Source organism: uncultured Thiohalocapsa sp., from assembly GCF_913063425.1.
Taxonomy (GTDB): Bacteria; Pseudomonadota; Gammaproteobacteria; order Chromatiales; family Chromatiaceae; genus Thiohalocapsa.
Genome location: NZ_CAJXYK010000001.1, coordinates 38,272 through 63,349 on the forward strand (window position 1 = coordinate 38,272; position 25,078 = coordinate 63,349).

General features: G+C 70.7%; 23 protein-coding genes. 18 read left to right on the forward strand and 5 right to left on the reverse strand.

What is annotated here, in order from left to right; genetic code table 11:
* The first annotated feature begins 97 nt into the window (after positions 1 to 97).
* Together QZ607_RS00170 and QZ607_RS00175 are read left to right on the forward strand one after the other, a co-directional pair.
* A complete protein-coding gene (locus tag QZ607_RS00170) occupies positions 98 to 2,257 on the forward strand; it encodes a VWA domain-containing protein (protein ID WP_295878273.1) in 2,160 nt (719 codons plus the stop codon).
* Positions 2,258 to 2,291: 34 nt separating this feature from the next.
* Positions 2,292 to 4,181: a BatD family protein gene (locus QZ607_RS00175; RefSeq protein ID WP_295878275.1), complete on the forward strand. Its 1,890-nt coding sequence runs from the start codon at positions 2,292 to 2,294 to the stop codon at positions 4,179 to 4,181.
* Between the two features lie 27 nt (positions 4,182 to 4,208).
* Here the strand turns inward: QZ607_RS00175 and QZ607_RS00180 are convergent, their stop codons facing one another.
* A complete protein-coding gene (locus tag QZ607_RS00180) occupies positions 4,209 to 5,360 on the reverse strand; it encodes a trypsin-like peptidase domain-containing protein (RefSeq protein WP_295878277.1) in 1,152 nt (383 codons plus the stop codon).
* A 171-nt stretch (positions 5,361 to 5,531) separates the two neighbouring features.
* On the opposite strand from QZ607_RS00180, the gene QZ607_RS00185 reads away from it, so the two are divergent.
* The 6 genes from QZ607_RS00185 (at position 5,532) to QZ607_RS00210 (ending at position 10,730) form a co-directional block, all read left to right on the forward strand.
* Entirely contained in the window at positions 5,532 to 6,281 is a 750-nt protein-coding gene (locus QZ607_RS00185; RefSeq protein ID WP_295878279.1) for a Nif3-like dinuclear metal center hexameric protein, read from the forward strand.
* A gap of 302 nt (positions 6,282 to 6,583) precedes the next feature.
* Positions 6,584 to 7,177, forward strand: coding sequence for a ubiquinol-cytochrome c reductase iron-sulfur subunit (gene petA / locus QZ607_RS00190; RefSeq protein ID WP_295878282.1), 594 nt, complete (start codon positions 6,584 to 6,586; stop codon positions 7,175 to 7,177).
* Positions 7,177 to 8,448 (forward strand): cytochrome b N-terminal domain-containing protein, encoded by a 1,272-nt coding sequence (locus QZ607_RS00195; protein WP_295878284.1) that lies wholly within the window; start codon positions 7,177 to 7,179, stop codon positions 8,446 to 8,448. Before petA ends, QZ607_RS00195 begins: the two co-directional genes overlap by 1 nt.
* Complete coding sequence (locus tag QZ607_RS00200; RefSeq protein ID WP_295878286.1) at positions 8,445 to 9,182, forward strand: cytochrome c1; 738 nt, start codon at positions 8,445 to 8,447, stop codon at positions 9,180 to 9,182. Before QZ607_RS00195 ends, QZ607_RS00200 begins: the two co-directional genes overlap by 4 nt.
* 475 nt (positions 9,183 to 9,657) lie before the next feature.
* Complete coding sequence (locus QZ607_RS00205) at positions 9,658 to 10,263, forward strand: glutathione S-transferase N-terminal domain-containing protein (RefSeq protein ID WP_295878288.1); 606 nt, start codon at positions 9,658 to 9,660, stop codon at positions 10,261 to 10,263.
* A gap of 56 nt (positions 10,264 to 10,319) precedes the next feature.
* Entirely contained in the window at positions 10,320 to 10,730 is a 411-nt protein-coding gene (locus tag QZ607_RS00210; protein ID WP_295878290.1) for a ClpXP protease specificity-enhancing factor, read from the forward strand.
* 142 nt (positions 10,731 to 10,872) lie between these two features.
* Here the strand turns inward: QZ607_RS00210 and QZ607_RS00215 are convergent, their stop codons facing one another.
* From QZ607_RS00215 to QZ607_RS00225, 3 genes are read right to left on the reverse strand one after another with little or no spacing between them, the layout of a single operon-like run.
* The gene (locus QZ607_RS00215) at positions 10,873 to 11,220 is read right to left on the reverse strand and encodes a DUF3301 domain-containing protein (protein ID WP_295878292.1); all 348 of its coding nucleotides are present in this window, start codon (positions 11,218 to 11,220) and stop codon (positions 10,873 to 10,875) included.
* Positions 11,217 to 12,389, reverse strand: coding sequence for an AI-2E family transporter (locus tag QZ607_RS00220; RefSeq protein ID WP_295878293.1), 1,173 nt, complete (start codon positions 12,387 to 12,389; stop codon positions 11,217 to 11,219). The genes QZ607_RS00215 and QZ607_RS00220 overlap by 4 nt, the downstream gene beginning before the upstream one ends.
* A 24-nt stretch (positions 12,390 to 12,413) precedes the next feature.
* A complete protein-coding gene (locus QZ607_RS00225; protein ID WP_295878294.1) occupies positions 12,414 to 12,836 on the reverse strand; it encodes a hypothetical protein in 423 nt (140 codons plus the stop codon).
* A gap of 310 nt (positions 12,837 to 13,146) precedes the next feature.
* On the opposite strand from QZ607_RS00225, the gene QZ607_RS00230 reads away from it, so the two are divergent.
* Positions 13,147 to 14,316, forward strand: coding sequence for a TraB/GumN family protein (locus QZ607_RS00230; protein WP_295878581.1), 1,170 nt, complete (start codon positions 13,147 to 13,149; stop codon positions 14,314 to 14,316).
* Positions 14,317 to 14,442: 126 nt separating this feature from the next.
* On the opposite strand, the gene QZ607_RS00235 is transcribed toward QZ607_RS00230, so the two are convergent.
* Complete coding sequence (locus QZ607_RS00235) at positions 14,443 to 15,051, reverse strand: YqiA/YcfP family alpha/beta fold hydrolase (RefSeq protein WP_295878295.1); 609 nt, start codon at positions 15,049 to 15,051, stop codon at positions 14,443 to 14,445.
* A 151-nt stretch (positions 15,052 to 15,202) separates the two neighbouring features.
* Between QZ607_RS00235 and QZ607_RS00240 the strand changes: the two genes are divergently transcribed.
* The 9 genes from QZ607_RS00240 (at position 15,203) to QZ607_RS00280 (ending at position 25,029) form a co-directional block, all read left to right on the forward strand.
* Positions 15,203 to 15,850, forward strand: coding sequence for an O-methyltransferase (locus tag QZ607_RS00240; protein WP_295878298.1), 648 nt, complete (start codon positions 15,203 to 15,205; stop codon positions 15,848 to 15,850).
* Positions 15,851 to 15,960: 110 nt separating this feature from the next.
* Entirely contained in the window at positions 15,961 to 16,227 is a 267-nt protein-coding gene (locus tag QZ607_RS00245; RefSeq protein ID WP_295878300.1) for a hypothetical protein, read from the forward strand.
* A 279-nt stretch (positions 16,228 to 16,506) separates the two neighbouring features.
* A complete protein-coding gene (locus QZ607_RS00250) occupies positions 16,507 to 17,439 on the forward strand; it encodes a D-hexose-6-phosphate mutarotase (protein WP_295878302.1) in 933 nt (310 codons plus the stop codon).
* On the forward strand, positions 17,432 to 20,368 hold the full coding sequence (glnE, locus tag QZ607_RS00255; RefSeq protein WP_295878304.1) for a bifunctional [glutamate--ammonia ligase]-adenylyl-L-tyrosine phosphorylase/[glutamate--ammonia-ligase] adenylyltransferase: 2,937 nt from the start codon (positions 17,432 to 17,434) through the stop codon (positions 20,366 to 20,368). The genes QZ607_RS00250 and glnE overlap by 8 nt, the downstream gene beginning before the upstream one ends.
* A 112-nt stretch (positions 20,369 to 20,480) precedes the next feature.
* Positions 20,481 to 21,401, forward strand: a complete 921-nt coding sequence (locus QZ607_RS00260; RefSeq protein WP_295878307.1) for a branched-chain amino acid transaminase — start codon at positions 20,481 to 20,483, stop codon at positions 21,399 to 21,401.
* 287 nt (positions 21,402 to 21,688) lie between these two features.
* Positions 21,689 to 21,919 carry a zinc-finger domain-containing protein gene (locus tag QZ607_RS00265; RefSeq protein WP_295878310.1) on the forward strand — a complete coding sequence of 77 codons (231 nt, stop codon included), beginning with the start codon at positions 21,689 to 21,691 and terminating at the stop codon, positions 21,917 to 21,919.
* A gap of 89 nt (positions 21,920 to 22,008) precedes the next feature.
* Entirely contained in the window at positions 22,009 to 23,391 is a 1,383-nt protein-coding gene (locus QZ607_RS00270; RefSeq protein WP_295878315.1) for a DEAD/DEAH box helicase, read from the forward strand.
* A gap of 47 nt (positions 23,392 to 23,438) precedes the next feature.
* Entirely contained in the window at positions 23,439 to 24,236 is a 798-nt protein-coding gene (locus tag QZ607_RS00275) for an alpha/beta hydrolase (protein ID WP_295878316.1), read from the forward strand.
* A gap of 205 nt (positions 24,237 to 24,441) precedes the next feature.
* The gene (locus tag QZ607_RS00280) at positions 24,442 to 25,029 is read left to right on the forward strand and encodes a cyclin-dependent kinase inhibitor 3 family protein (RefSeq protein ID WP_295878318.1); all 588 of its coding nucleotides are present in this window, start codon (positions 24,442 to 24,444) and stop codon (positions 25,027 to 25,029) included.
* Positions 25,030 to 25,078 lie beyond the last annotated feature (49 nt).

The following is a 25,078-nucleotide window of genomic DNA, read 5'->3' on the forward strand; positions in this document are numbered from 1 at the left end:
CTGTTCATGTGCCCCCTGTCCATGCGCCCGCCATCCATTACCGGGCCGTTCCCAGCCCCGCCGCCCAGCGCGCAGCCGGCCGCCGCCGGAGGTGCCCATGCCGGCTGATTTCCACTTTCTGAGCCCCGGCTGGCTTCTGGCCCTGCTGCCGCTTGCGCTGCTGCTGGCGGACCTGTCCCGCAGCCGCGGCGGTGCCGGGGCCTGGCGCCGCGTGGTGGAGCCGCATCTGCTGGCGGCGCTCACGGTGGGCGCCGAGGGCCGGCCGAAGCGCTGGCCGCTGGTGCTGCTCGGGGTCGGCTGGCTGGTGGCGGTGGTGGCACTGGCCAACCCCACCTTCGAGCGCGTGCCGGTGCCTGCCTTCCGGGACGCGGCGGCGCGGGTGGTGGCGCTGGACCTCTCCCAGTCCATGCTGGCCGAGGACCTGGCGCCGAACCGCCTGGAGCGCGCCCGCTTCAAGGTGGAGGACATCCTGCGCCGCAGCCGCAACGGCCAGGTTGGGCTGGTGGTCTTCGCCGGGGACGCCTTCGCCGTCGCTCCGCTCACGGACGACGCCGAGACCATCCGCAATATGCTGCCGGCGCTGTCGCCCGAGATCATGCCGGCGGCCGGCAGCCGCCCGGACCTCGGCATCCAGGAGGCGCTGCGGCTGCTGCGTCAGGCCGGTGTGCAGGACGGCGAGGTCGTGCTCCTCACCGACGACGAAGGCGGTGCCCGCGCCCGTGCCGCCGCCGCCGACCTGCGCCGGGCCCGGCATCGGCTCGCGGTGATCGGCGTCGGCACGCCCGAGGGCGCCGCGGTGCCCGGCGTGCGCACCTCCCGCGGTGCCGTTATCGCGGAGCTGCCGGAAGGCAAGCTGCGCTCCCTCGCCCGCCACGGCGGCGGCGACTATGCCCGCATCGCGGTGGATGACAGCGACCTGCGCGCGGCGCTGGCCCGGGACGAGAGCGGGCGGGTGCGCGACGACGAGGACCCGATGCAGGCCGATGTCTGGAAGGAGCTCGGCCCCTGGGTGACGCTGGCTCTGCTGCCGCTGGCGGCGCTGGGCTTCCGCCGGGGCTGGCTGTTGACACCGGCGCTGCTCGCGCTGAGCCTGGGTCTCGTCCCCCCGGCCCCGGTGCTGGCACAGGCCGGCAGCGCGGACATGCGCGAAGCTGCGGAGCCGGCGGCGCCCGGCTGGGGCGAGCGTTGGCGCTCGCTCTGGCAGCGCCGCGACCAGCAGGCGGCGGGCGCGCTCAGCCGCGGCGATTACGCCCGTGCCGCCGAGCTCGCCCAAGACCCGTCCCGCGGCGGCGCCGCCCGCTACCGCCTGGGCGACTTCGAGGCCGCCGCCGAGACCTATGCGGCGGCGGACGATGCCGAGGCGCACTACAACCGCGGCAATGCCCTGGCCCGGGCCGGGCGCCTGGAAGATGCGGTGGCCGCCTACGATGCCGCCCTTGCGCGCGTGCCCGGCATGGATGATGCCGTCTACAACCGCGAGCGGGTGCTGGAGGCCCTGCAGCAGCGCGACCAGCAGCGCGAGCAGGACCGGCAGCAGGAGCAGCCGCAGGACGCCGATGCAGACGGCCAGAGCCAGGACGGCTCGGAAGGCCAATCCGGCGGTGATGCCCAGTCCCAGGCCGACGCGGGCGAGGGCGGCGGCAGCGGCGGCGATGCCGGTGCAGCCCAGGCGGGTGAGCGCGGTGACGACGGCAGCGAGCGCACCGGCGACGCGGCCGAGTCCAGCGGCGCCGGCGCCGGCGAGGAGCAGACCGCATCCGAGGACGGTGAAGCCGGGTCCGATGACGGCGCGCAGGCGCCATCCCAGGCGGGTGCGGACGCCGCTGACCAGCAGGCCGGGAGCGCACAGCAGCCGGCGGGAGACGGCGATCAGGGCGATGCGCCGCAGCCGGGCGCCGGCGACGAGCGCCGCGCCGGCGAGGAGCGGGCCGCAGAGGACTATCGGACCGAGGCCGACGCCGCTCGCACCGAGGCCGACGCCGCTCGCACCGAGGCGGGCGGCGCTGCGGATGCTGCCGATGCAAGCAGTGGTGCGGCCGGTGCAGCGGGCGGCGGCGAGACGGATGACGACGCCCCGGCGAGCGCCGCCGGCGGCAGTGCACCCGACCCGGCACAGCTCGAGGCCCGGCAGGCGGCGGACCAATGGCTGCGCCGCATTCCGGACGACCCGGCGGGGCTGCTGCGGCGCAAGTTTCTGTATCAGTACCGCATGCGGGCCGGCAGCAACCAGGGTGGGATGGCGGAGGACCCCTGGTGACTGGTCCACTCGCGGGCAGGCTGGAGGTGATGACATGATCGCGAGCAGGCAGCGGGCCTGGCTGGCGGCGGTGCTGGTGGCCGTGCTGCTCTGGTCCGCCGCAGCGGCGGCGGAGGTGCGGGCACGCTTCGACCGCACAGAGGTGCACACGGGCGACACCGTCACCCTGACCATCGAAAGCGACGGGCTCGGCGGCGGGCAGCCGGACCTCGGTGTGCTGGACGCGGACTTCGAGGTGCTCGGCACCAGCAGCGGCAGCCGCATCGAGCTCATCAACGGACGCCAGAGTGCCATGCGCACCTGGCAGGTGACGCTGGCGCCGAAGCGCGCCGGCGCCATTGAGGTGCCGCCCTTCACCGTTGGCCAAGAGCGGACCCAGCCGTTGCGCCTGCAAGTCACGGCGCTGCCCCAGGGCCCAACCGGCGCCCCGGGCGACGATGTCTTTCTGGAGCTGGAGGTGGGCGGCGGCGATGGCCCCGTGTACGTACAGCAGCAGGTGCCTCTCACGGTGCGGCTCTACAGCGCGCTGCCGCTGCGCGGCGGTGACCTGACGACGCCGCGTCCCGACGGCGCCGTGCTGGAGCGCCTCGGTGAGGACGTACAGTTCAGCACCAGGCGCAACAGCCGCCGTTATCAGGTCATCGAGCGGCGCTTCAGTCTGAGCCCGGAGCGCAGTGGGGCGCTGCGCATCGAGCCGGCCACGTTCTCCGGTGAGCTGCGCGGGGGCGACGACCGGCCCTTCGGCGACGACCGCCTGGCCCAGCTGTTCCGGGACCCGGTGTTCGAGCGCTTCAGCTCGGGTCTGTTCGAGCGCGGCGAGCCGGTGCGCGCCCGCTCCGGGGCTGTGACCCTCGAGGTGCAGCCGCAGCCGGACGCCTTCAGCGGGCGCTGGTGGCTGCCGGCCCGGGCGCTTGACATTGCCGACTCCTGGGAGCGCGATCCGCCCGAGCTCGCCCGGGGCGAGCCCGCAACCCGCACGCTCACCGTGACCGCCACCGGGCTTGCGGGCTCGCAGATCCCCGAGATCGAGGTCCCGGCGCCGGCGGGGGTGCGCGTGTATGCGGACCAGGTGGAGGCCGAGACGCGTACGGACGGCGAGCAGCTTTTCGGTTTGAGTCGCCAACAGGTCACGGTCATGCCCACCGCCGGCGGCAGCCTGACCTTCCCGGAGATCCGCGTCCGCTGGTGGGATGTGGACGCGGGCCGCGAGCGGGTCACAGTGGTCCCGGCGCGGCGGTTTCAGGTGGCGGGGCCTGCGGGTGCCGATGCACCGGCTGCCGGCACCGCCGGCGCGTCGCAGCCAGGCCGTGCTCCGGGCGTGGATGCAGCGGCGCCGGAGGAGACGGGCTCCGCCGCCGCACCAGCCGGCGACGCAGGCGCACCGGCGCCGGCGCCATCCGTCCCCAACCGGCTCGCCGAGACCCGCCGGCCCGTGGGCTGGCTGCTGCTGGCGGCGCTGGTGGTCGGCGGTGCGCTGCTGCTGTGGCGTCTGCGCCATCGCCTGCCCCGGGCGTGGCGCTGGCGTCCGCGCGCTGCCGGAGCGCACACCAAGCCGTCGGTGAGCATCCCCCGGCCCGGCGGTGGGCGCGCCGCCACTGATCTGCGCGCGGCCTCTGCGGCGAACGATCCCCGCGGTGCGGCGACTGCGGTGCTGGCGCTGGCGCGCCGATACTGGGGGCCGGCGGCGCCGACGAGCCTGGGCGGCGTCGCCGCCCGGCTCGCCGCGGATGGCTCCGCCACCGGGGCGCAGGCGGCCTCGGCCGTGCTTGGCCTGGAGGCGAGCCTCTACGGCCCTGGCGGCGGGAGCTGGCAGGGTGCGGCCTTCGCGGAGCAGGTGCTCCCGGTCCTGACGGCGCGCAGCAAGCCGCCTGGGTCCGGGCGGGGGGATGAGCCGCTGGCGCCGCTCTATCCGCAGCGCGGCTGAGGGGTTGTAATCATACCCGCTGCCCTGTCAGCAGCCGTCGCCGGCCGTATCGAGGCACTCCCGGGTCGCCACCCGCTCTGCGCCGCCCGGGCGCAGCGCCGTCTGCACGCGGGTGCTGAGCTGCTCGCTGCCCCGCCAGACGGCAAGGCTCAGCTCCCGTCCCGCACCGGCGGCGATGACGGCCTCCCGTAGGGCCGGGGAATCGGTCACGGCTCGGCCGCCGGCGGCAACGATGACATCGCCCGCGCGCAGGCCCGCCGTCGCCGCCGGACTGCCCGGGACCACGCGGGTGACGAAGACGCCCTGCGGCGCGCGCAGACCGAAGCGCTGCGCGAGCGCCGCGTCCAGGGTGCGCCCGCCGATGCCGATCCAGCCGCGCCGGACTCGCCCGTTGGCGGTGATGTCGGCCACCACGCGCATGACGCGGTCTGCGGGGATGGCGAAGGCCACGCCCTCCGAATAGCCGCTGTCGGACATGATGGCGGCATTGATGCCCACCAGGCGGCCCTGGGTGTCGATGAGCGCGCCGCCGGAATTGCCGGGATTGATGGCGGCGTCGGTCTGGATGAAGCCCTCGATCTCGGTGAGGCCCAGGTGCGAGCGGCCCAGGGCGCTGACGATGCCGAGGCTCGCGGTCTGGTCGAGGCCGAAGGGATTGCCGATGGCGAGCACCACGTCCCCCGCACGCAGCGCCGCCGGGTCGCCCACTGCGATGGCGGGGCCGGCGGATTCGGCGATGCGCAGCACGGCGAGGTCCGTGGGTGTGTCGATGCCGAGCAGCTCGGCATCCAGGATGCGCCGGTCCGGCAGCTGCACGCCGATGGCGTCCGTCTGCGTCACCAGGTGTGCGCTGGTCACCAGCAGGCCGTCGTCAGACACCACCACCGCAGAGCCGCGGCTCAAGCCCGGGGCGGCACCGGTTGCCGGTGGCGCCGGCACCGTCCCGGGCTCGACACCGGGCTTGCTCCCGGGAGGGGCATAGCGCTGGCCGAACACCCGCAGTACCGACGGCGCGGCGCGCTCCACGGCATCTGCGTAGGAGGCGACGCCGGCGCTGGCGAGCGGCGCCGGTGCGGCCGGTCGTCCCGGGCCGTACAGCACCAGCACGGTGGCGACGGCCGCCGCACCGGCACCGAAGCCGAGGGCGGCGGTCGCGAGCATTTTGAGCCCATGGGTCATGGCCGTTAAGCTAGCATGCGCACGCGGCGACCGCATCGCGGCGCGCGCCCGGCGGCCCTTTGGCGCGACCGGTCCTGCGCGCAGGGTCGCCGCCCGCGCTCGCGCTGGGCCTGGTCGGGTCGGCGCGCGGGCGCAGGGCAATCCGGAACAACGGCACAGTACCCCGGGGACATGACGGACATCACCGAGATCAGCCGCTGGTGCGACCAGCTGCTCGCCGCTGACAGCATCAGCGACTACTGCCCCAACGGCCTCCAGCTCGCGGGCGCACGGCCGGTGCGCCGGCTGGTGACCGGCGTCACCGCGAGCCTGGCACTCATCGAGGCCGCCGTCGCCGACGACGCCGATGCGCTGCTGGTGCATCACGGTTGGTTCTGGAAGGGCGAGGACCCGCGGCTGGTGGGCATGCACGGCCGGCGCGTGCGGGCGGCGGTGCAGGGCGGGCTGGCGCTGCTCGCGTATCACCTGCCGCTGGACATCCACGCGGAGCTCGGCAATAACCGTCGCCTGGCGGCGGTGCTGGGCATCCACGGGGCCGCACCCGCGAGCGCCGACGGGCTCATCTGGACGGGCGAGCTGCCGGCGCCCCTGCCGGGGGAGGCGGTGGCGGCCCAGGTGGCGACGCGGCTTGGGCGCACGCCGCTGCACGTGCCCGCCGTGGGCCGCCCGGTGCAGCGCATCGCCTGGTGCACGGGTGCGGCACAACGCTTCATCGAGCAGGCGGCGGCGCTCGGCGTGGACCTGTATCTGAGCGGCGAGGTGTCGGAGCCCACGGTGCACCAGGCCCGCGAGCTCGGCGTGGATTACATCGCGGCGGGCCATCATGCCACGGAGCGCTACGGCGTCCAGGCGCTGGGCGAGCACCTCGCGGAGCGCTTCGGGCTCATGCACCGCTTCATCGACATCGACAATCCTGCCTGATGTCGTTTCACCCTTGGAATCAGCGGTTTTTGCGCATTGTCGTCGTCGCGGGGTGCACTTTTTCGTGCAATGGGGGTCTCTTGACCGGGGTGCGGGAGGGACAGTGCCGGCGGCGGTGTCGGCGCCGCCCGGCATAAGGGTTATCCTTGACCCGGTGCGGATCGATCACGGACAATGTGCGATTCGCCGAGAAGAGCTTTCCGATATTCTGATTTTCTTTTGACCGCCCGAGGTCTTAGCTGCTCCGGCATCTTCGCGCCGGCGCTCGGCAGGCATCGGGCCCAGCGGGGGTCGACCAGACAATGAACGCAGAAGGCGTGGATCAAAAGCGCAGACGCGTGCTCGTCACCGCGACGAGTGCCGTGGGCGCCGTGGGGGTGGGCTTCGTCGCCGTGCCCTTCATCTCTTCGATGAACCCGAGCGCCAAGGCGCGCGCCGCCGGCGCCCCGGTGCAGGCGGACGTGAGCAAGCTGGAACCGGGCGCCCTGTTGCGCGTCAAATACCGCGGGCAGCCGATCTGGATCGTCCGTCGCACGGACAAGATGCTGGAGGCGCTGTCGACGCTGGATCCCAAGTTGGTGGACCCGGGCTCCGAGGTTCCGCAACAACCGCCTTACTGCGCCAACCCGACGCGCTCCATCAAGCCCGAGTACTTCGTTGCCATCGGCATCTGCACCCATCTGGGCTGCTCGCCCACCTACCGGCCCGAGTTCGCACCGGACGATCTCGGCGCCGACTGGAAGGGTGGCTGGTTCTGCCCCTGCCACGGCTCGAAGTTCGACCTCGCGGGGCGCGTGTACAAGGGCGTGCCGGCACCGACCAACCTGGTGATCCCGAAACACCAATACGTCAACGAGAACACCATCCTCGTCGGCGAGGATGAAGGAGCGGCCTGATGAGCGCAGAAACCACGGCAACCGCTGCCGGCCAGGCCCCGGGGGGCTTCCTCGGCTGGCTCGACAAGCGTTTCCCGGTGATGGCGGTCTGGAACGACCACCTCGCCCAATACTATGCGCCGAAGAACATGGGCTTCTGGTCCTTCTTCGGCTCGCTGGCACTGGTGGTGCTGGTGCTTCAGATCGTCACCGGTCTGTGGCTGGCCATGTCCTACAAGCCGTCAGCAGAAGAAGCGTTCGCATCGGTGGAGTACATCATGCGCGACGTCAACTGGGGCTGGCTGATCCGTTACATGCACTCCACCGGGGCGTCGTTCTTCTTCATCCTGGTGTATCTGCACATGTTCCGCGGGCTCATGTGGGGCTCCTACCAAAAGCCGCGTGAGCTGCTCTGGATCATCGGCGTGGTGATCTACCTTGCCATGATGGCCACGGCCTTCTTCGGCTATCTGCTGCCCTGGGGTCAGATGTCCTACTGGGGTGCGCAGGTTATCGTGAACCTCTTCGCCGCCGTGCCCGGTGTCGGGGAGGACCTGTCCACCTGGGTCCGTGGCGATTATGTCATCTCGGACACCACCCTGAACCGGTTCTTTGCCTTCCACTTCGTGATCCCGTTCATCCTCGCAGCGCTGGTGTTTCTGCACATCGTGGCGCTGCACACGGTGGGCTCCACCAACCCGGACGGAATCGAAATCAAGAAAGGCCCGAAAGGCAACAAGTGGAGCGATACGGCACCGGCGGACGGTATTCCCTTCCACCCCTACTACACGGTGAAGGACATCGTCGGGCTGGTGGTGTTCGCGGCCATCTTCTCGCTGGTGGTGTTCTACGCGCCGGATCTCGGCGGACTTTTCCTTGAGGCGCCCAACTTCCAGCCGGCCGATCCGCTGAAGACACCCGAGCACATTGCGCCGGTCTGGTACTTCACGCCTTACTACGCGATGCTGCGCGCGGTGCCCCCCATCGGCGGCTCGCAGTTCCCCGGTGTGGTGGTCATGTTCGGCGCGATCCTGATCATGTTCCTGCTGCCCTGGCTGGACCGCAGCCCGGTGCGCTCCATCCGCTACAAGGGCATCCTGTCGAAGCTCTTCCTTGCTGCCTTCGTCGTGTCCTTCGTGGTGCTCGCCTATCTGGGCCTGCAGCCGGCGTCGGAACTGTACACGCTGCTGTCGCAGATCTTCACCGTCGTGTACTTCGCCTTCTTCCTGCTGATGCCGATTTACACCAAGCTCGAGAAGACCAAGCCCGTGCCGGAGAGGGTGACCACATGAAAAAGCTTCTGATCGCGGGCGTCCTGCTGCTGCTGCCGTTCACCGCCGGGGCCGCCGGCGGCCATGGGCCGGAGCTGGAAGACGCCGACATCGACCTGAAGGACAAGGCGTCGCTGCAGCGTGGTGCCAAGTACTATGCCAACTACTGCCAGGGCTGCCATTCGCTGAAGTACATGCGCTACAACCGCATGGCGAAGGATCTCGGCATCCCCGAGGACGAGCTGCGCGAGAATCTGATCTTCGGTGACGCCAAGCCCGGGGACATGATGACCAACGCGCTGCGGCCGGCCGACGGCGAGAAGTGGTTTGGGACGGAGATCCCGGACCTGACCCTGGTGACACGCTGGCGCAGTCCGGACTGGGTCTACACCTACCTGAAATCGTACTACGTGGACGATTCGCGGCCCTACGGCGTCAACAACCTGGTGTTTCCCAAGGTCGGCATGCCGCACGCGCTGATCAATCTCCAGGGTGTCCAGAAGCCTGTCTACGCTGAGCACCACGGCGGAGGCGGCGAGCCGCACGTCATCGATGTGGAGCTGGTGGAGCCCGGCGAGCTCACGGTGAAGGAATACGACACCATGGTCCGGGACATCACCAACTTCCTCACCTACGTCGGCGAGCCCTATAAGCTGGAGCGCCGCAACCTGGGGCTGTATGTGCTGTTGTTCCTGGGACTGATGTTCCTGCTGGCGTTCTACCTGAAGAAGGAGTTCTGGAAGGACGTGCACTGAGCCCGAGGGGCCGGACCCTCACCGGACGGCCCTCAGCGCCGTTCAGTCAGTCCGATGCGGTCATCCCGGTCCGGCTGACTCGGCACGCCTGACCGCCTCGGCAGACCGGCTCGGCCGATTGGCGGTGCTTTCCTGGGTGAGCAGCCCCTGGCACCGTCACCGACAGGCCAACAGCGCCCGCGTCGTGCGGCATCCATTGCCGGGCGATGCGGGCGCTCTTGGTTGGTTGGCAGAGGTTCCTTTGGAACCGCGCAGGCTGTTCAGGTCACGCGAGATGGTGGCCTTGGGCGCTCGTCGCGGCAAAATGATCCAGGGTAATTCGGTGTATGCTTAGCCTCCGGACGCCGATCCCCGCCGCCGTCACGAGCGCGCCGCGGCGGCACGCTTCCGCAGGACACACGCCCCTGGGCCGCCGGCACCCAGGTGGCCGCCGCAGCGACGTGCCATGCCGGCGGTTGCCGAGAGTTGTGGTGTGATGACGCTCTTCTCCGATCCGAAATGCCCTTACTGCCACCGCGTGCGCATGGTGTTGGCGGAAAAGAAGATCAGCATCGACATTGTCGATGTGGATGCCCAGGACCTGCCCGCACCGGTGCTGGAGGCGAATCCCTACGGCACCGTGCCGACGCTGGTGGATCGGGACCTGAGCCTGTACGAGTCTCAGATCATCATGGAGTACCTCGACGAGCGTTTTCCGCATCCGCCGCTGCTGCCCGTGGACCCGGTGGGCCGGGCCAGTGCGCGGCTTTTCATGTATCGCGTCGATCGCGACTGGTATTCCCTGATGGGCCGCATCAGCCTCGGTGACGAGGAAACGGCGGCCCAGGCCCGCACGGAGCTTCGCGACAGCCTTACCGCATCCGCGCCCATCTTCGGCGCCAGCCCGTTCTTCATGAGCGACGAGTTCTCGTTGGTGGACTGCTGTGTCGCGCCCCTGCTGTGGCGTCTGCCGGCGCTGGGTGTGGACCTGCCGGCTGCCGCCGTCGCCGTCACCGAGTACAGCACGCGCATTTTCGAGTGGCCCTCGTTCCGGCGCAGCCTGTCGGACGCCGAGCGCGAGATGGTCGCCGATCTCGCCTGAAGGCCGCCCGTCGTCTGCTCTGCAGTCCTGTCATCACCGCACTTCCGGTGACCGCCATGACCTCGAACCGCCCGTATCTGATCCGCGCCATCTACGACTGGATCATCGACAATGGCATGACGCCGCATCTGATGGTGGATGCGGAGCACCCGTCCGCCATCGTGCCCATGGAGTTCGCCGACGACGGTCGGATCGTCCTGAACGTCGCACCGCAGGCCGTGCACGGGCTGCACATGGGCAATGAGCAGATCCGTTTCTCCGCGCGCTTCGGCGGCCAGCCCTTCGCCATCGAGCTGGCTCCCCAGGCGGTGCTCGGCCTGTTCGCGCGCGAAAACGGCCAGGGCATGCTGTTCCCGGAGGAGGAGCCGATGGATGCGGAGGGCGGCGACGGGGATGACCAGGCGACGGACGGCGGGGACAAGGACGGCGGCAAGCCGCCGAGACCCACGCTCCGGGTGGTCAAATAGGCCGCCTGGTCGCCCCCTGTTGCCCGGTATCCTGCCTCGCGGCGTCCAGCGCGCGCCATCTCCAGCCCCGCTGTGCGGCCCAGGTATGCGACGCCGCTGTGCGACACCGCTATCCGCCCTGGGCGGGAGCGAATGACCAACCCTATCCTGCGTCGGTCTCGTCATAGGCGCCTGGCTGCGCTGCGCCGGTATCCAGCTGGAGCGCCTCCAGCCGCAGCCCGAGCAGCACCACCTGCCCAAAGCGCCGCTCCACCCCATCGGCACTGAGCTCGAAGCGATAATGCCGCCGAATGCGCAGCCCCTGCGCCGTCCAGCGCACCCCCACAGCGCGCAGCGCGACGGCCTGGTCCAGCAACTGCACCCCCGCGTGCTCGCAGGCCCGGCGCGCATGGGCAAGCGCCAGCTCCCGCGCCCGCAGCGTGGTGAGCCACAACCAGCCGGCCAGCAGCACGATGAGCAGCGCGCCCAGGCTGTCGATGGTGAGGCTCATGGGCGGTGGGGTAAGGTCTCTGCGGGACGGTCCTGCGGCTGGGAGCGCTGCTCGCCCAGCTCGCCGCCGCCGCTGTGTGCCGGCGGCGTCAGCGGCAAGGAGCGGTCGCGCCCGGCGGCGGTCAGCGCGCGCGCCTCGTCGGCGGGGCCGAGCATCACGGCGATGGGATAGGTCTGGTGGTTGGCGCCGAGTGCGATCTTGAGCGCCATCGTCAGCGGCACCGACAGGAACATGCCGGCGGGGCCTAACACCCAGCCCCAGAAGATCAGGGACAGGAACACCACCAGCGTGGAGAGCCCCAGCCCCTGACCCATGATGCGCGGCTCCAGGAAGTTGCCGATGCCGATGTTCACCAGCATGTAGCCTGCAGTCACCAGCAGTGCGTCATTGATGCCGAGCTGGATCAGCGCCAGCATCACCGGTGGTATGCCGGCGATGATGGAGCCGATGGTGGGCACGAAGTTGAGCAGGAAGGCGAGCATGCCCCACATGGCCGGGAAATCCACGCCCAGATACCTGAGCCAGGCCCACAGCAGCAGGCCCGTGAGCAGGCTGGTGCAGAACTTCAGGAACATGTAGCGGTTGATGGTGTGCATCACCTCGTGCAGGTGCGTGAGGGATGCCTCCGGCGCGCGCATGGCCGCGCGCAGCTTGCTCGGCAGGCTGTTGGCCTCGAACAGGATGAAGATCACCGTCAGCAGGATCAGGAAGGCGTTGGTGAGCACGCCGCCGAGGCCGCGGATCACTTCCGTAGCCATGCCGAAGATGCGCGTCGGGTCGATGATGGAGTTGAGCGTCTGCCGCGATACATGGACGCCTATGGTGTCGAGCCAGGTGTCCAGCTCTCCGGTCAGGCCCTTCAGGCGCTCCTGGTAGTCCGGCAGGCTTGCGTTGAAGGCGCTGAGCGACCCGCTGAACAGCGCCACAATGGCGCCGCCGGCGCCCAGCAGCACCGCCACCACCACCAGCATCGCCGCCCAGCCGGGCAGGCCGTGGCTGCGCATGTACTGAAGCGGCGGCACCACCAGCACGGCAATGAACACCGCGAGCAGGAACGGCGTCACCAGGTTGGAGGCGGCCTTGAGGCCCGCCACCACCACCACGAAGGCGCCCGCCACCAGCAGAAACCGCGCCGCCGGCGTGAAGCCGATTTGCTGCGAGCCGTCCATCACCACTTCGACCCCGGCGGGGGTTCAGAAGGCCGGCAGCCCGCTGTGCAGCAGCCAGGCCTTGCGCGTGTCGTCCCAGCGCCAGTCCTGCCGGTCCAGGAGGCGCTTCACACGCTGCTCGTCCTCCAGCACATAGTCGATCTGCACCAGCCGGGCCGCGGTGTTCTCGGGGGTGATGGCGGCGGGGCCGACCAGCTCGATGCCCGTGACACGGATGTTCTCGAATGCGGCGAGATCCAGGTCCTCCTGCGCGTCCGGGTGCAGCAGCTCCGCCGCCGCCCGCCAATAACCCCAGCGTATGGCCTCGCGGTACGCGTTGGTGCTGTACTGGAGCGCGCTTGCCTGGCGGTCCCGCTCCACCGTGGCGCAGCCGGGCAGGGCGATGACGGCGGCGAGCATCAGCGCCGGCAGGGGCGCGGGCTTGGCGACTCGGGGCGGGCTGGGCATGGCGGATGATGCGATCGGATGACGCGTTGGGTGGCCGGCCGGGGGGTGCGGAGGGCGGGTGCGGCGCTTGCGTATCGGCGCATCATAAACGCCGGCCCGGCGGCGGCCAATGCCGTGCAAGCGCTCGGGGGTGCGGCGGCTGCGCTATCATGGCGGCTTTGTGCCGAACGCTTCCCCAGTCGCCGTGCCCAGCCCCCAGGACGTTCCCCAGCAGGCCCCCGTTCAGACCCCCGTTCAGACCCCCGTTGAGACCCAAGGGGCCGCAACGCCGCAGGAGCCCGCCACCACGGTTCAGGTCGGCGCCGCCGAGGTGCGCCTGCTCGGCACCGCGCATGTCTCCCACGCCAGTGTCGCGGAAGTGCGTGCGCTGCTCGGCGGCGAGGGTGCGGAGCCCGCCTTCGATGCTGTCGCCGTGGAGCTCTGCGAGAGCCGTTTCGAGTCCCTGACGGACCCGGACCGCCTGAACCGCATGGACCTGTTCGCCGTGGTGCGCGAGCAGCGGGTCTATGTGGTGGCCGCCAGCCTGGCGCTCGCTGCCTATCAGCAGCGGCTCGCGGACCAGTTCGGCATCGAGCCCGGCGCCGAGCAGCGCGCCGCCATCCAGCTCGCCCACGAGCGCGGTCTGCCGGTGCTGCTGGTGGACCGGGACATCGGCGTTACCCTGCGGCGTGCGGCGGCCAATCTCGGCTGGTGGAAGCGCCTCAACCTGTTCACCGGCCTGCTGGCGGGCATGCTCTCCCGGGAGTCCGTGAGCGAAGAGGAGATCGAGCGCCTGAAGCAGGGTGATGTGCTGGAGACCACCTTCGCGGAGTTCGCCGAAGACCGCGCGGACCTGTTCGAGCCCCTCATCACCGAGCGCGACCGCTACATGGCCGCGCGGCTGCGCCAGGAGCTCAGCGCTCAGGGCCATCGCCGGGTGCTCGCGGTACTCGGCGCCGGCCATCTCGCCGGCGTGGCCGGGCAGCTGACGGCGCCGGCGGCGGCCGCCACCGACCCCGCCGAGACCATCGCCACCCTCAACCAGGTGCCGCCGCCCTCCCGGCTGTGGCGGGCGCTGCCCTGGGTGGTGGTGGCGGCGGTGCTGGGTGTCTTTGCCTACGGCTTCACCCGCAGCCCGGAGCTCGGCTGGAACCTGGTCTGGGACTGGGTGCTCATCAACGGCGGGCTCTCGGCCCTCGGTGCCGCCATCGCCGCCGCCCATCCGCTCACCGTCCTGGTGGCCTTCTGCGCGGCGCCGCTCACCTCCCTCAACCCCACCATCGGCGCCGGTATGGTCACCGGCGCCGCAGAGCTCATGCTGCGCCGCCCAAGCGTCGGCGACTTCGGCGCCCTGCGCGACGACGTCACCACCGTGCGCGGCTGGTGGCGCAACCGCGTCTCCCGGGTGCTGCTGGTATTCATCCTCGCGAGCCTGGGCTCCGCCATCGGCACCTATGTCGCGGGCTTTCGCATTGTCGGGCGGATCATGGGCGCGGGCTAGTGCTGCAATGCGGAAGTGGCGAGGCCGCCCCGGGTACGCCGACTTCAGTCGGCACCCTGGGGCAGGTGGACGTCAGTCCGCCGGCGGCGAGTGATCGCATGACATCGGATTTTTCGCAGAACTGCACTAGGTGCGTGCCGCAGCAACCGGCTGCTCAACCCCGGCAGGCGCGACGGCCTCCCGAATCACGTCCAGCACCTCGTCCAGGTGCTGGAATGCATGGTCGCCGCCCGGGAAGGCCAGCACCCGCGCGCAGCCACGGTAGAGCGCCGCCGCTGCGCGGGTGTCGATGATCTCGTCGTCCAGGTCCAGCAGCAGGGTGGTGGGTGCCGGCAGGTCGGCGCAGGGGCGGGCGGGCGTGTAGTCACGGGTCTGCTCCACCAGCTCTCGCGTCAGCAGGTAGCGCTCGCCGGCGGCCGTCACCTGCTCGCCCAGGTGTCCGCGCAGCTGTGCCCAGGGGCGCAGGGCGGGGTTGATCATGAACAGGTGCGCGCAGGGCACCCGGGTGATGAGCCAGCGCCCGTAGAAGCCGCCCATGGAGCTGCCCACAAGCACCGGCGGGCCGCTGTCCGCCGCCACCTCCTCCAGCACTTGCGTGAGCTGCGCCACCGCCTGGTGCGGCTGGTGCGGGGCATAGTCCGGCGCCAGCACGGGCAGCGGGGCCAGGGCCTCGCGCAGGCGGTTCGCCTTGTCGGATCTGCCGGAGCTGTTCAGGCCGTGCAGGTAGACGAGCATGGTGTCGGGGCGGTCATGGGGTCCGGGTTGGTGCAGTGCAGCATTGTACAGGCAGCGAGCAGCGGATGACCGCCGGACCTTGATCTGCACCCTGGCCCCGCAATCTCGCCGTTATCCTGGACGCTTGTCGTCCGCACCCGAGGCCGTCCCCATGCCCGACACCGTGCTGCCGCCGCTGCTCCAGTCCTATCTCGACGAGCTGGTGCCGGACCGCCCGGCGGAGCTGCGCGCCATGGAGGCGCTGGCCGCCGCCGAGGGCTTCCCCATCATCGGCCCCGCCTGCGGGCAGCTGTGCTACGTGGTGGCGCGCATGCTGGGCGCCCGACGCATCTTCGAGCTGGGCTCGGGCTTCGGCTATTCCACCGCCTGGTTCGCCCGCGCCGTCACAGAGACCCACGGCAGCGGCGGCGAGGTGCATCACACCGTCTGGGAGCAGACGCTGTCCGAGCAGGCGCAGCGCCACCTGACGGCCCTCGGGCTGGCGCCGCAGGTGCGCTTTCATGTGGGGGAAGCTGTGGCCGCGCTTGCGGCGCAGTCCGGGAGCTTCGATCTCATCTTCAGCGACATCGACAAGGAGGGCTATCCGGATTCGCTGCCCGTCATCGAGCGGCGGCTGCGCCCGGGCGGGGTGCTCATCGTCGACAACATGCTCTGGGGCAACCGCGTCCTGGACCCTGCGGCCACCGACCCCGACACTGCGGCCATCCGCCGCTTCACCCGGCAGATCGCGGACAGCCCGCACTGGAGCGGCAGCATCCTGCCCATCCGCGACGGGCTGCTGCTGGCGCTCAAGGGCTGAAGCGGGGCTTCGGCGACAGGGCAGACGCGCAGGCCGCCGTGGAGAGCCTGCGCCCGGCGGGCGGCTCGGTATACTGCCGGTGATTCCGCTCCAGCCCGAGGTCTGCCGCCATGCCCGCCAAGCAACCGAGCCCCACCGAGCGCGTGGAGCAGCTCCACCGCGAGCTCACCGCCCACTACGGCGGTGGCGACGACCGCGAGCTGCGTGCCGCCACCAAGCTCCTGCTGGTGGCGCTCGACAAGATCCGCACCCACGGCGGTCGCAACTGGCCGTCGCTGCTGGACGAGTACGTCCATATCGTCAAGCACGACCCGGAGCGCTTCGCGCGCATGCTGCAGTCCAACAGCAGCAGCTCATCCGGGGAGCTGGAGGCCTGAGTCCGCGCTCCCGGGGCCTTATCCAGCGCTCTGATCATTCGTCGGCGGTGGCCTGAAGTCCGCCTTTCCGCGTGAGCCGACTGAAGTCGGCGTACCCGGTAGGGCCTCGTGTTGTGGCCGGTGGTGGACCAGTTCCCGCTGTCGCGCCCGGCGTTTTCCACGATTGTTGCGGGTATACTGGCGGGGCGTTCGTCGCGGCTCGCGTCGCCGGCGCCCGCCCCAATCTTCTCCGGCAATGGCTCACCACCAACCGGCCGCAGCGGCCGTTCAGGAGTCCCCATGGACATCGCCCAGGCGAACGAGGAATTCGGCATTGCCGGTGTGCTCAGCATCTGCGCCGGCAAAGGCGGCTTCCCGCTGATCTGCATCGACAACGAGCACGCCCGCGCGGAGGTCTCCGCCTACGCCGGGCAGGTGCTCTCCTACCGGCCGGAGACGCAGGCGCACGACCTGCTTTTCGTCAGCGAGCATGCCCATTTCCAGCCCGGCAAGGCCATCAAGGGCGGCATTCCGGTGTGCTGGCCCTGGTTCGGGCCGGACCCGGAGGGCAGGGGCCGGCCGGACCACGGCTTCGTGCGCGCGCGGAATTGGCGGCTGCTCGCCACCGAGTCCATGGTGGACGGCGCCACGCGGCTGCGGCTCGGCTGTCGTGACGACGAGGCGAGCCGCGCGCTCTGGCCGCACGCCTTCGCGCTGGAAGTGGAGGTGACCGTCGGCGCCACGCTCGGCGTCGCGCTCATCACCCGCAACACGGGCGATGCGCCGGTGACCATCACCCAGGCGCTGCACACCTATTTCAGGGTCGGCGACGTACGCCGCGCGCAGGTGCTGGGCCTGGCCGGCCACGAGTACATCGACAAGGTTGCCCGCGCCGAGCCCGCGGCGCCGGGGCAGGTGGATGTGCGCATCAAGCAGTCCGGCCCCATCAATTTCGACGGGCCGGTGAACCGTATCTACCTCGACACCACGGAGCGACTGGTCATCGACGACCCGGCGCTCGGCCGGCAGATCCAGATCGACCGTGATGGCAGCGCTTCCGCCGTGGTCTGGAACCCCTGGATCGAGCAGTCCCGGCAGATGGGAGACTTCGGCGACGAGGAGTACTTGCGTATGCTCTGTGTCGAGACCACCAACGCCGCCGCGGACGCCGTCACCATCGCCCCCGGTGCCAGCCATCGGCTGGCGAGCCGTTACGGCATCCTGCATGACTGACGCCCCCGGCCAGGGCCGCGGTGCCGAGATGCGCCCGGCGGATGCAGACAGCCCTGCGGACGCCGATACGCCGGCGGAGCGGCACTGGGTGCAGTGGTGCGAGTGGGCCAAGGCGCATGACTTCGCAGTGCCGGACGACCCGGACTTCCGCGCCGCCCGGCAGCAGGTCTGGGCCGGCAGCGAGTTTGCGGCCCTCACCGCGGCGCGCTCGCCGGAGACGCTTGCCCGGCTCATTGCCGACGCGGCGCTGACCAATGCGCCCGCCGACGGCGAGCTGGACGGCCTGCTCGCCAAGGCGCTGGAGCCGCTCTTTCCGGATGTCCCTGACGAGCCCGGCCTGGCCCGGTCCCTGCGCCGCTTCCGCCGCACACAGATGCTGCGCATCGTCTGGCGCGACCTCGCCGGTTGGGCGAGCCTGGACGAGACGCTGGAAAGCCTCTCGGCGCTGGCGGACACCTGCGTGCAGCGGGCGCTGGACCTGCTCACCGCCTGGACCGAGGCCGAGCTCGGCGTGCCCGAGGATGCGCAGGGTCGCCGCCAGCGCCTGCTGGTGCTCGGCATGGGTAAGCTCGGCGCCCGCGAGCTCAACATGAGCTCCGATATCGACCTGATCTTCGCCTTCCCGCACACCGGCGAGACCCGCGGCGGCCCCCGCCCCCTCACCAACGAGCAGTTCTTCACCCGGCTCGGTCAGCGCCTGGTGCAGGCCCTGGACCAGGTGACGGTGGACGGCTTCGTGTTCCGCGTGGACACCCGGCTGCGGCCCTTCGGCAGCGCCGGGCCGCTCGCCATGAGCTTCGATGCCCTGGAGGGCTACTACCACGCCCAGGCCCGGGAATGGGAGCGTTACGCCATGACCAAGGCGCGGGTGGTGGCGGGGCCGCCGGGCCCGGCGGCGGCCTTGACGGCGATGCTGCGGCCCTTCGTCTACCGGCGTTATCTGGACTTCGGCGCCATCGAGTCCCTGCGCTCGCTCAAGGTCATGATCGCCCGCGAGCTCAAGCGCAAGGGTATGGAGCACGACATCAAGCTCGGCCCCGGCGGCATCCGCGAGATCGAGTTCATCGGTCAGTCCTTCCAGCTGATCCGCGGCGGCCGTGACCCGGACCTGCGCATCCGCCCCATCCAGCCGGTGCTGAAGCGCCTCGGCGAGAAGGGCCTGCTGAGCGCCATCGACGTGGCGGCGCTGACCTCCGCCTATCGCTTCCTCAGGCTCACCGAGAACCGCCTTCAGGCCTGGCAGGACCGCCAGACCCACAGGCTGCCCGAGAAGCCCGAGGCCCGGCAGCGGCTCGCGCGCAGCATGGGCTTCGAGGACTGGCCGGCCTTCGCCGCCGTGCTCGAGGCCCACCGCGGGCGGGTGCAGCGCTGCTTCGAGGCCATTTTCGCCGAGCCCGGCGGCGGTGAGCATGCGCTCGCGTCGCTGTGGAGCCGGCAGCCGGACCCGCCCGAGGCGGAGCGGCTGCTCGGGGAGCACGGCTTCCAGGCGCCCGCGGACGCAGCGGCGGCCCTGGCGCACTTCCGCGACGCCGCCGTGCGCCGCGGCCTCAGCGCCCGGGCCGCCGAGCGCCTGGACCACGTGGTGCCGGCGCTGCTCGCCACCGTCGCCGAGTGCGGCGACCCGGACCTGGCCCTGCCGCGGGTGCTGCGGGTGCTGGAGTCGGTGCTCGGGCGCACGGCCTATCTGGCGCTGCTCGCGGAGCACCCGGACGTGCTGCGCCAGCTGGTGACACTGAGCGCCAAGAGCCCCTGGTTTGCCGAGCGCACGGCGAAGCAGCCGCTGCTGCTGGACGAGCTCCTGGACCCGCGTCGGCTCTACGAGCCCCTGCGGCGCGCGGATCTGGAGCAGGAGCTGGACCTGCTGCTCGGCACCGTCGGCGAGGACGACCTGGAGCAGCGCATGGAGCGCCTGCGCCAGTTCGTGCAGGGCAACAAGCTGCGCACCGCGGCGGCGGACATCACCGGTATGATCCCGCTCATGGTGGTGAGCGACTACCTGACGGAGATCGCCGAGGTGGCCACGGAGCGCAGCCTCGCCATCGCCTTCTGCGATCTCAGCCGGCGCCACGGCCTGCCGCCCGGCACCGAGCTGACCCATCCCGGCATGCTGGTGCTGGGCTACGGCAAGCTCGGCGGCATCGAGCTCGGCTACAACTCCGACCTGGACCTGGTGTTTCTCTATGACGAGGCGCTGTCGCAGGAGGCCACCACGCCCACGGCGGACGATCAGCGCAGCGTCAGCGGCAGCCAGTTCTACGTGCGCCTGGCCCAGCGCATCATCCATATCATGACCACGCCGACCTACTCCGGTGTGCTCTACGAGATCGACGCCCGCCTGCGCCCGGACGGCGACAAGGGCATGATCGCGCGCACCCTGGCCTCCTTCGCGGGCTATCAGCGCAACGAGGCCTGGACCTGGGAGCACCAGGCCCTGGTGCGTGCGCGCCCGGTGGCCGGCGATGCCAGGCTCGCCGAGCGCTTCCGGGAGATCCGCGCAGAGATCCTGCGGCTGCCGCGGGAGCCGGATGAGCTGCGCAGCCGGGTGCGGGACATGCGTGCCAAGATGCGGGCGAGCCTCGACAAGAGCCGCCGCGGAGAGTCGGACGCCCCCGGGCGCTTCGATCTCAAGCAGGGCGCTGGTGGTATTGCCGACATCGAGTTCATTGTTCAATATTCGGTGCTGCGCTGGGCGGCGGAGTACCAGGAGCTCACGGTCTGGACCGACAACGTACGCCTGCTGGAGACGCTCGACCGGCTCGCGCTGTTGCCCGGCCACGCGGCACAGGAGCTCACCGACGCCTACAAGGCCCTGCGCGCGGCCTACCACCGCAATGCCCTTCAAGACTCCCCCGGTCTGGTGGCGGACACGGAGCTGCGGCACGAGCGTGAGGCCGTGACCCGGCTCTGGCAGGCGGTGATGGAGGACTGAAGCCGGCGTGGCCGCGGGCCGACCCGGGTCGGCGTTCCCGGTCCCGGCCGTGCGACGCGTGCGCCGCGACCCGTGCGCGGGCACGGATCTTATCTTGCAGGAGTAACAAACTATGACGATGGCCGACCGCGACGGCGTGATCTGGCACGACGGCGAGCTGGTGGACTGGCGTGAGGCCAAGACGCATGTGCTCACCCACACGCTGCACTATGGCATGGGCGTGTTCGAGGGTGTCCGCGCCTACGCCACCGAGCGCGGCCCGGCCATATTCCGCCTGGAAGACCACACCAGGCGGCTCTTCAACTCCGCCCACATCCTGGGCATGCGCCTGCCCTATGACCAGGCGACGCTGAACGCAGCCCAGCGCGCTGCCGTGCGCGAGAACGGGCTCGAATCCGCGTATATCCGGCCCATGTTCTACTACGGACCGGAGGGCATGGGCCTGCGCGCAGACAACCTGGCGGTGCACTGCATCGTCGCCGCCTGGCACTGGGGCAGCTACCTGGGCGAGGAGAGCATCAAGCACGGCATCCGCATCAAGGTGTCGTCCTTCACCCGCCACCACGTGAACATCACCATGTGCCGGGCCAAGGCCAACGGTAACTACATGAACTCCATGATGGCCCTGCAGGAGGCGCTGCGCGACGGCTACGACGAGGCGCTGCTGCTGGACGCAGAGGGCTATGTCATGGAGGGCAGCGGCGAGAATGTGTTCATCGTCCGCGACGGCGTGCTCTACACGCCGGACCTCACCTCGGCGCTGGACGGCATCACCCGCAAGACCGTCATGACACTGGCGGCGGAGATGGGCCTGGACGTGGTCGAAAAGCGCATCACCCGGGACGAGGTCTACATCGCCGACGAGGCCTTCTTCACCGGCACCGCCGCTGAGGTGACCCCCATCCGCGAGGTGGACGGCCGTGCCATCGGCAGCGGCACCCGGGGGCCTGTCACCGAGCGCCTGCAGACCAAATACTTCGACGTGGTGCACGGGCGCAGCCCTGAGCACCTGCACTGGCTGACACCGGTCTGACCCGGCAGCGCCGGCTTACGGAGCCCGCGCCACGGCCGGAGCAGGGCCTGCCCGGTATGTGCGCCGGCCTTCGTGGCACCGCCAGGATCACGGAGACCGTGGATAACGGTTCATGCCTGCGGTGGATGTGCTTCGCTGGTCCACGCTGCTGCGGCAACGTCTGAGGTGTTCTGGAAGCATTGCTGAGCCCCGGGCGCTCTGCAGCGCTGCCGAATCGGCCATGAGCCTCCGGTGACGGGCATCCGCCTCCCAACAACATTGCTGTACACCGTCAAGGAGCCCGACCCATGCTGAAGTCGAGACGTGACCGCACGCCCGAGCCCGCGCCGCCGCCGCCGGCGGCCGCCGAGCCGACGGTGCGCACCGTCACCCGCAAGGACCTGCCGCTGTCCTGCCCCATGCCGGACGCCGAGGTCTGGAACATGCACCCGCGGGTCTATCTGCCCATCGAGGATGATCCCAAGCACGAGGCGACCTGTCCTTATTGTGGGGCGAGGTATAAGTTGAGTGACCAGTGACCAGTGACTAGCGGACAGTTACGAGGATCGAGGGGCTGAGCGCTGGCTGCCTCTCGCCTCGACACTCGCTCCGCGAAACTCAGCAGACAATGACTACCGAAGCCTCCGCCGCTGAGACCAACGACTTCGCGTCGCTCGACCTGGCCGAGCCGCTGCAGCGCGGCATCGCCAAGGCGGGCTTCGCGGCGCCGACGCCGGTGCAGGCGGCGGTGATCCCGGCGGCGCTGGAGGGTCGGGATCTGATGGCCGCCGCGGCCACCGGCTCCGGCAAGACGGCGGCCTTTCTGCTGCCCGTCATGCAGCGGCTGCTGGAGTCGCCGGCGCCGCGGGCCGGCACCCGGGCGCTGGTGCTGGTGCCGACGCGGGAGCTGGCCTATCAGGTGCTGGATCATTTCCACGCCGTCGGCAGTTACACGCGGCTTACGGCCGCCGCCATCGTCGGCGGCGACCCGCGCAACCACCAGGTGAATGCGCTGCGGCGCAACCCGGAGATCCTCATCGCCACGCCGGGACGGATACGCGAGCACCTGGAGACGGGGGAGGCGGACCTCACCGACCTCGCCTTCCTGGTGCTGGACGAGGCGGACCGCATGCTCGACATGGGGCTCGTCGAGGACGTACTCGCCATCATCGACCAGGCGCCTGCGACCCGGCAGTCCATGCTGTTCTCCGCGACCCTGCACCGTCGCGGCGTGCCGGAGATGGCGCAGCACCTGCTGCGGGAGCCGCTCAGCATCACGCTCGACCATCACCGCAACGCGCACCCGGACATCGACCATCAGGTGATCCTGGGCGATGACGCAGCACACAAGGCGCGGCTGCTGCACCGGCTGCTGTCGGAGGCGGACTACGACCGCGCCCTGGTGTTCACCAACACCCGTGCCGGCGCCGAGCAGGCGGCGGCGCGGCTCGCGGACCTCGACATCCGCTGCGCCGTGCTGCACGGGGAGCTGGACCAGCGCGAGCGCAAGCGCGTCATGGGCCTGTTCCGCGACGGCAGCGTGGCGGTGCTGGTGGCGAGCGATGTCGCCGCCCGCGGGCTCGACGTGCCCGGCGTGGAGCTGGTGGTGAACCTGGACGTGCCCCGCAGCGGCGACGACTATCTGCACCGCAGCGGCCGCACCGGTCGCGCCGGGCGCCGCGGGCTCACGATGAGCCTGGTGAGTGCGCCCGAATGGAACCGCATGGAGGGCATCGGCCGCTACCTGGGCCTGGAGCTTGAGAGCCGGGTGCTGCCGGGGCTGGAGGCCCGCTTCCAGGGCGCGCCCAGGCGGCGCAAGCCCGCCAAAAAGACAGCGGCCGGCAGGAAGCACCATGCCACCGCCGCCAAGCCCAAGGGCAAGGCCGCCGCGAAGCCCAAGCTGCGCGAGCGCGACCGCAAGAACATCGGCAAGCGCCGCCAGCCGTCCGCCAAGGCCGTGCCGGGACAGGGCGTCGAGGCGGGCTTCGAGCCGCCCAAGCGGCGGCCTTGAGGCGGCCCGCGCTCGCCGTCGCCGCATGCCGCAGGAGACCACAGCCAATGACGCACAGCTTCGACTCAGGTAAGCGTTCCGCCGACGGGCTCCTGCACCAGCTCACCGCACCGCTGCGGCTGGCGCTGGAGGCCCGCGCCCCCTGGGAGCTCGGCGCCGGCATCGCCGCCCAGCCGCTCCTCAACACAGCGCCCAAGGGCGACGGCCACCCGGTGCTGGTGCTGCCGCTCATGTTCGGCAGCGACCTCAACACCCTGCCGCTGCGGACCTTTCTGTCCGGCCGCGGCTATGCCGTATCCGCCTGGGGACAGGGGGTGAACCTCGGCCCGCGCGCCGGCGTGTTCGACGCCTGCCGCCGGCGGCTCGCCGAGCTCGCCGAAGGCCAGAGCCGAACGGTCAGCCTGGTGGGCTGGAGCCTCGGCGGCCTCTACGCTCGGGCATTGGCGCTGGCGGCGCCCGCCGAGGTCCGACAGGTGATTTGCGTCGGCACCCCCATCGGCGCAGAGCCGCGGCCGGTGGACCTCTGGCGCACCTACGAGCGCCTCACCGGCGATACCATGGGCCTGCCCCCGGGGCTCGACGCCCTGCACGGCCCGCTGCCCGTCCCCGCCACCAGCATCTACAGCCGCACCGACGGTATCGTGCCCTGGCATCAGAGCCTGGAGCCCGCCGGCCCGCGCGCCGAGAGCATCGAGGTGGAGTCGAGCCACCTCGGCCTGGGTGTCCACCCGCTCACCCTGTACGCAGTGGCGGACCGCCTCGCACAGCCCGCGCAGGTCTGGCGGCCCTTCCGCCCCGAGGGCATGCTCGGCTGGCTCTACCCCAAGCCCGCCGCCGCCACCTGACGCCCGCCAGCAAAAAACGGGCACAGAAAACGGGGACGGTATACTGATTTCAAGTCGGTCCGATAACACGGGGACGATAACACGGGGACGGTAACCTTAACCATGGGTCCGAGCTGCGTCTCGGGTCGCCCGCCACCGCTGTGCGCAGTGGCGGGCAACCGTGGCGATCCCGGCGCACCCACCGGCGCCGCCGACCCCAGGCGCCATGCCCCAGGCCCCAGGCCCCAGGCCCCAGTCCTGCGACATGCGCACCAGCGACACCGATCCCATCCGCATCGATGCGGTCGCCCTGCCGAGTGGAGGGCGCATCGGACTTACTTTCTGTCCGGGCAAGCGCGATCCCCATGGGAGCGGCGGCGGCTGGTGGCGGGACCTGGACACGGACCTGGATGCGCTGCACGCCGCGGGCACCCGGGCCCTGGTCTGTCTGCTGGAGCCACATGAGCTGACGCTGCTCGCAGTGCCGGCGCTGCCGGATGCCGTGCGGTCCCGGGGCATGGCCTTCCTGCACCTGCCCATCCGCGATGTGGACGTGCCGGATGCACGCTTCGAGCGAGCCTGGCCGCAGTCGGCCGCCGCGCTCAAGGCGCGACTGGTGCGGGGCGAGCTGGTGGTGGTGCACTGCCGTGGCGGGCTCGGGCGCAGCGGACTGGTGGCGGCGCGGCTGTTGACGGAGATGGGCGTCTCACCGCAGGCGGCCATTGCACGGGTGCGGGCGGTGCGCCCGGGTGCCATCGAGACCCACGCGCAAGCCGCCCATGTGCTTGACCGCGCCACCGGCGGTGGCCACTGAGCCACGCGGTTTGCTGCCCGCCGAAGGGAACGATGCAGCGGCCGTGCAG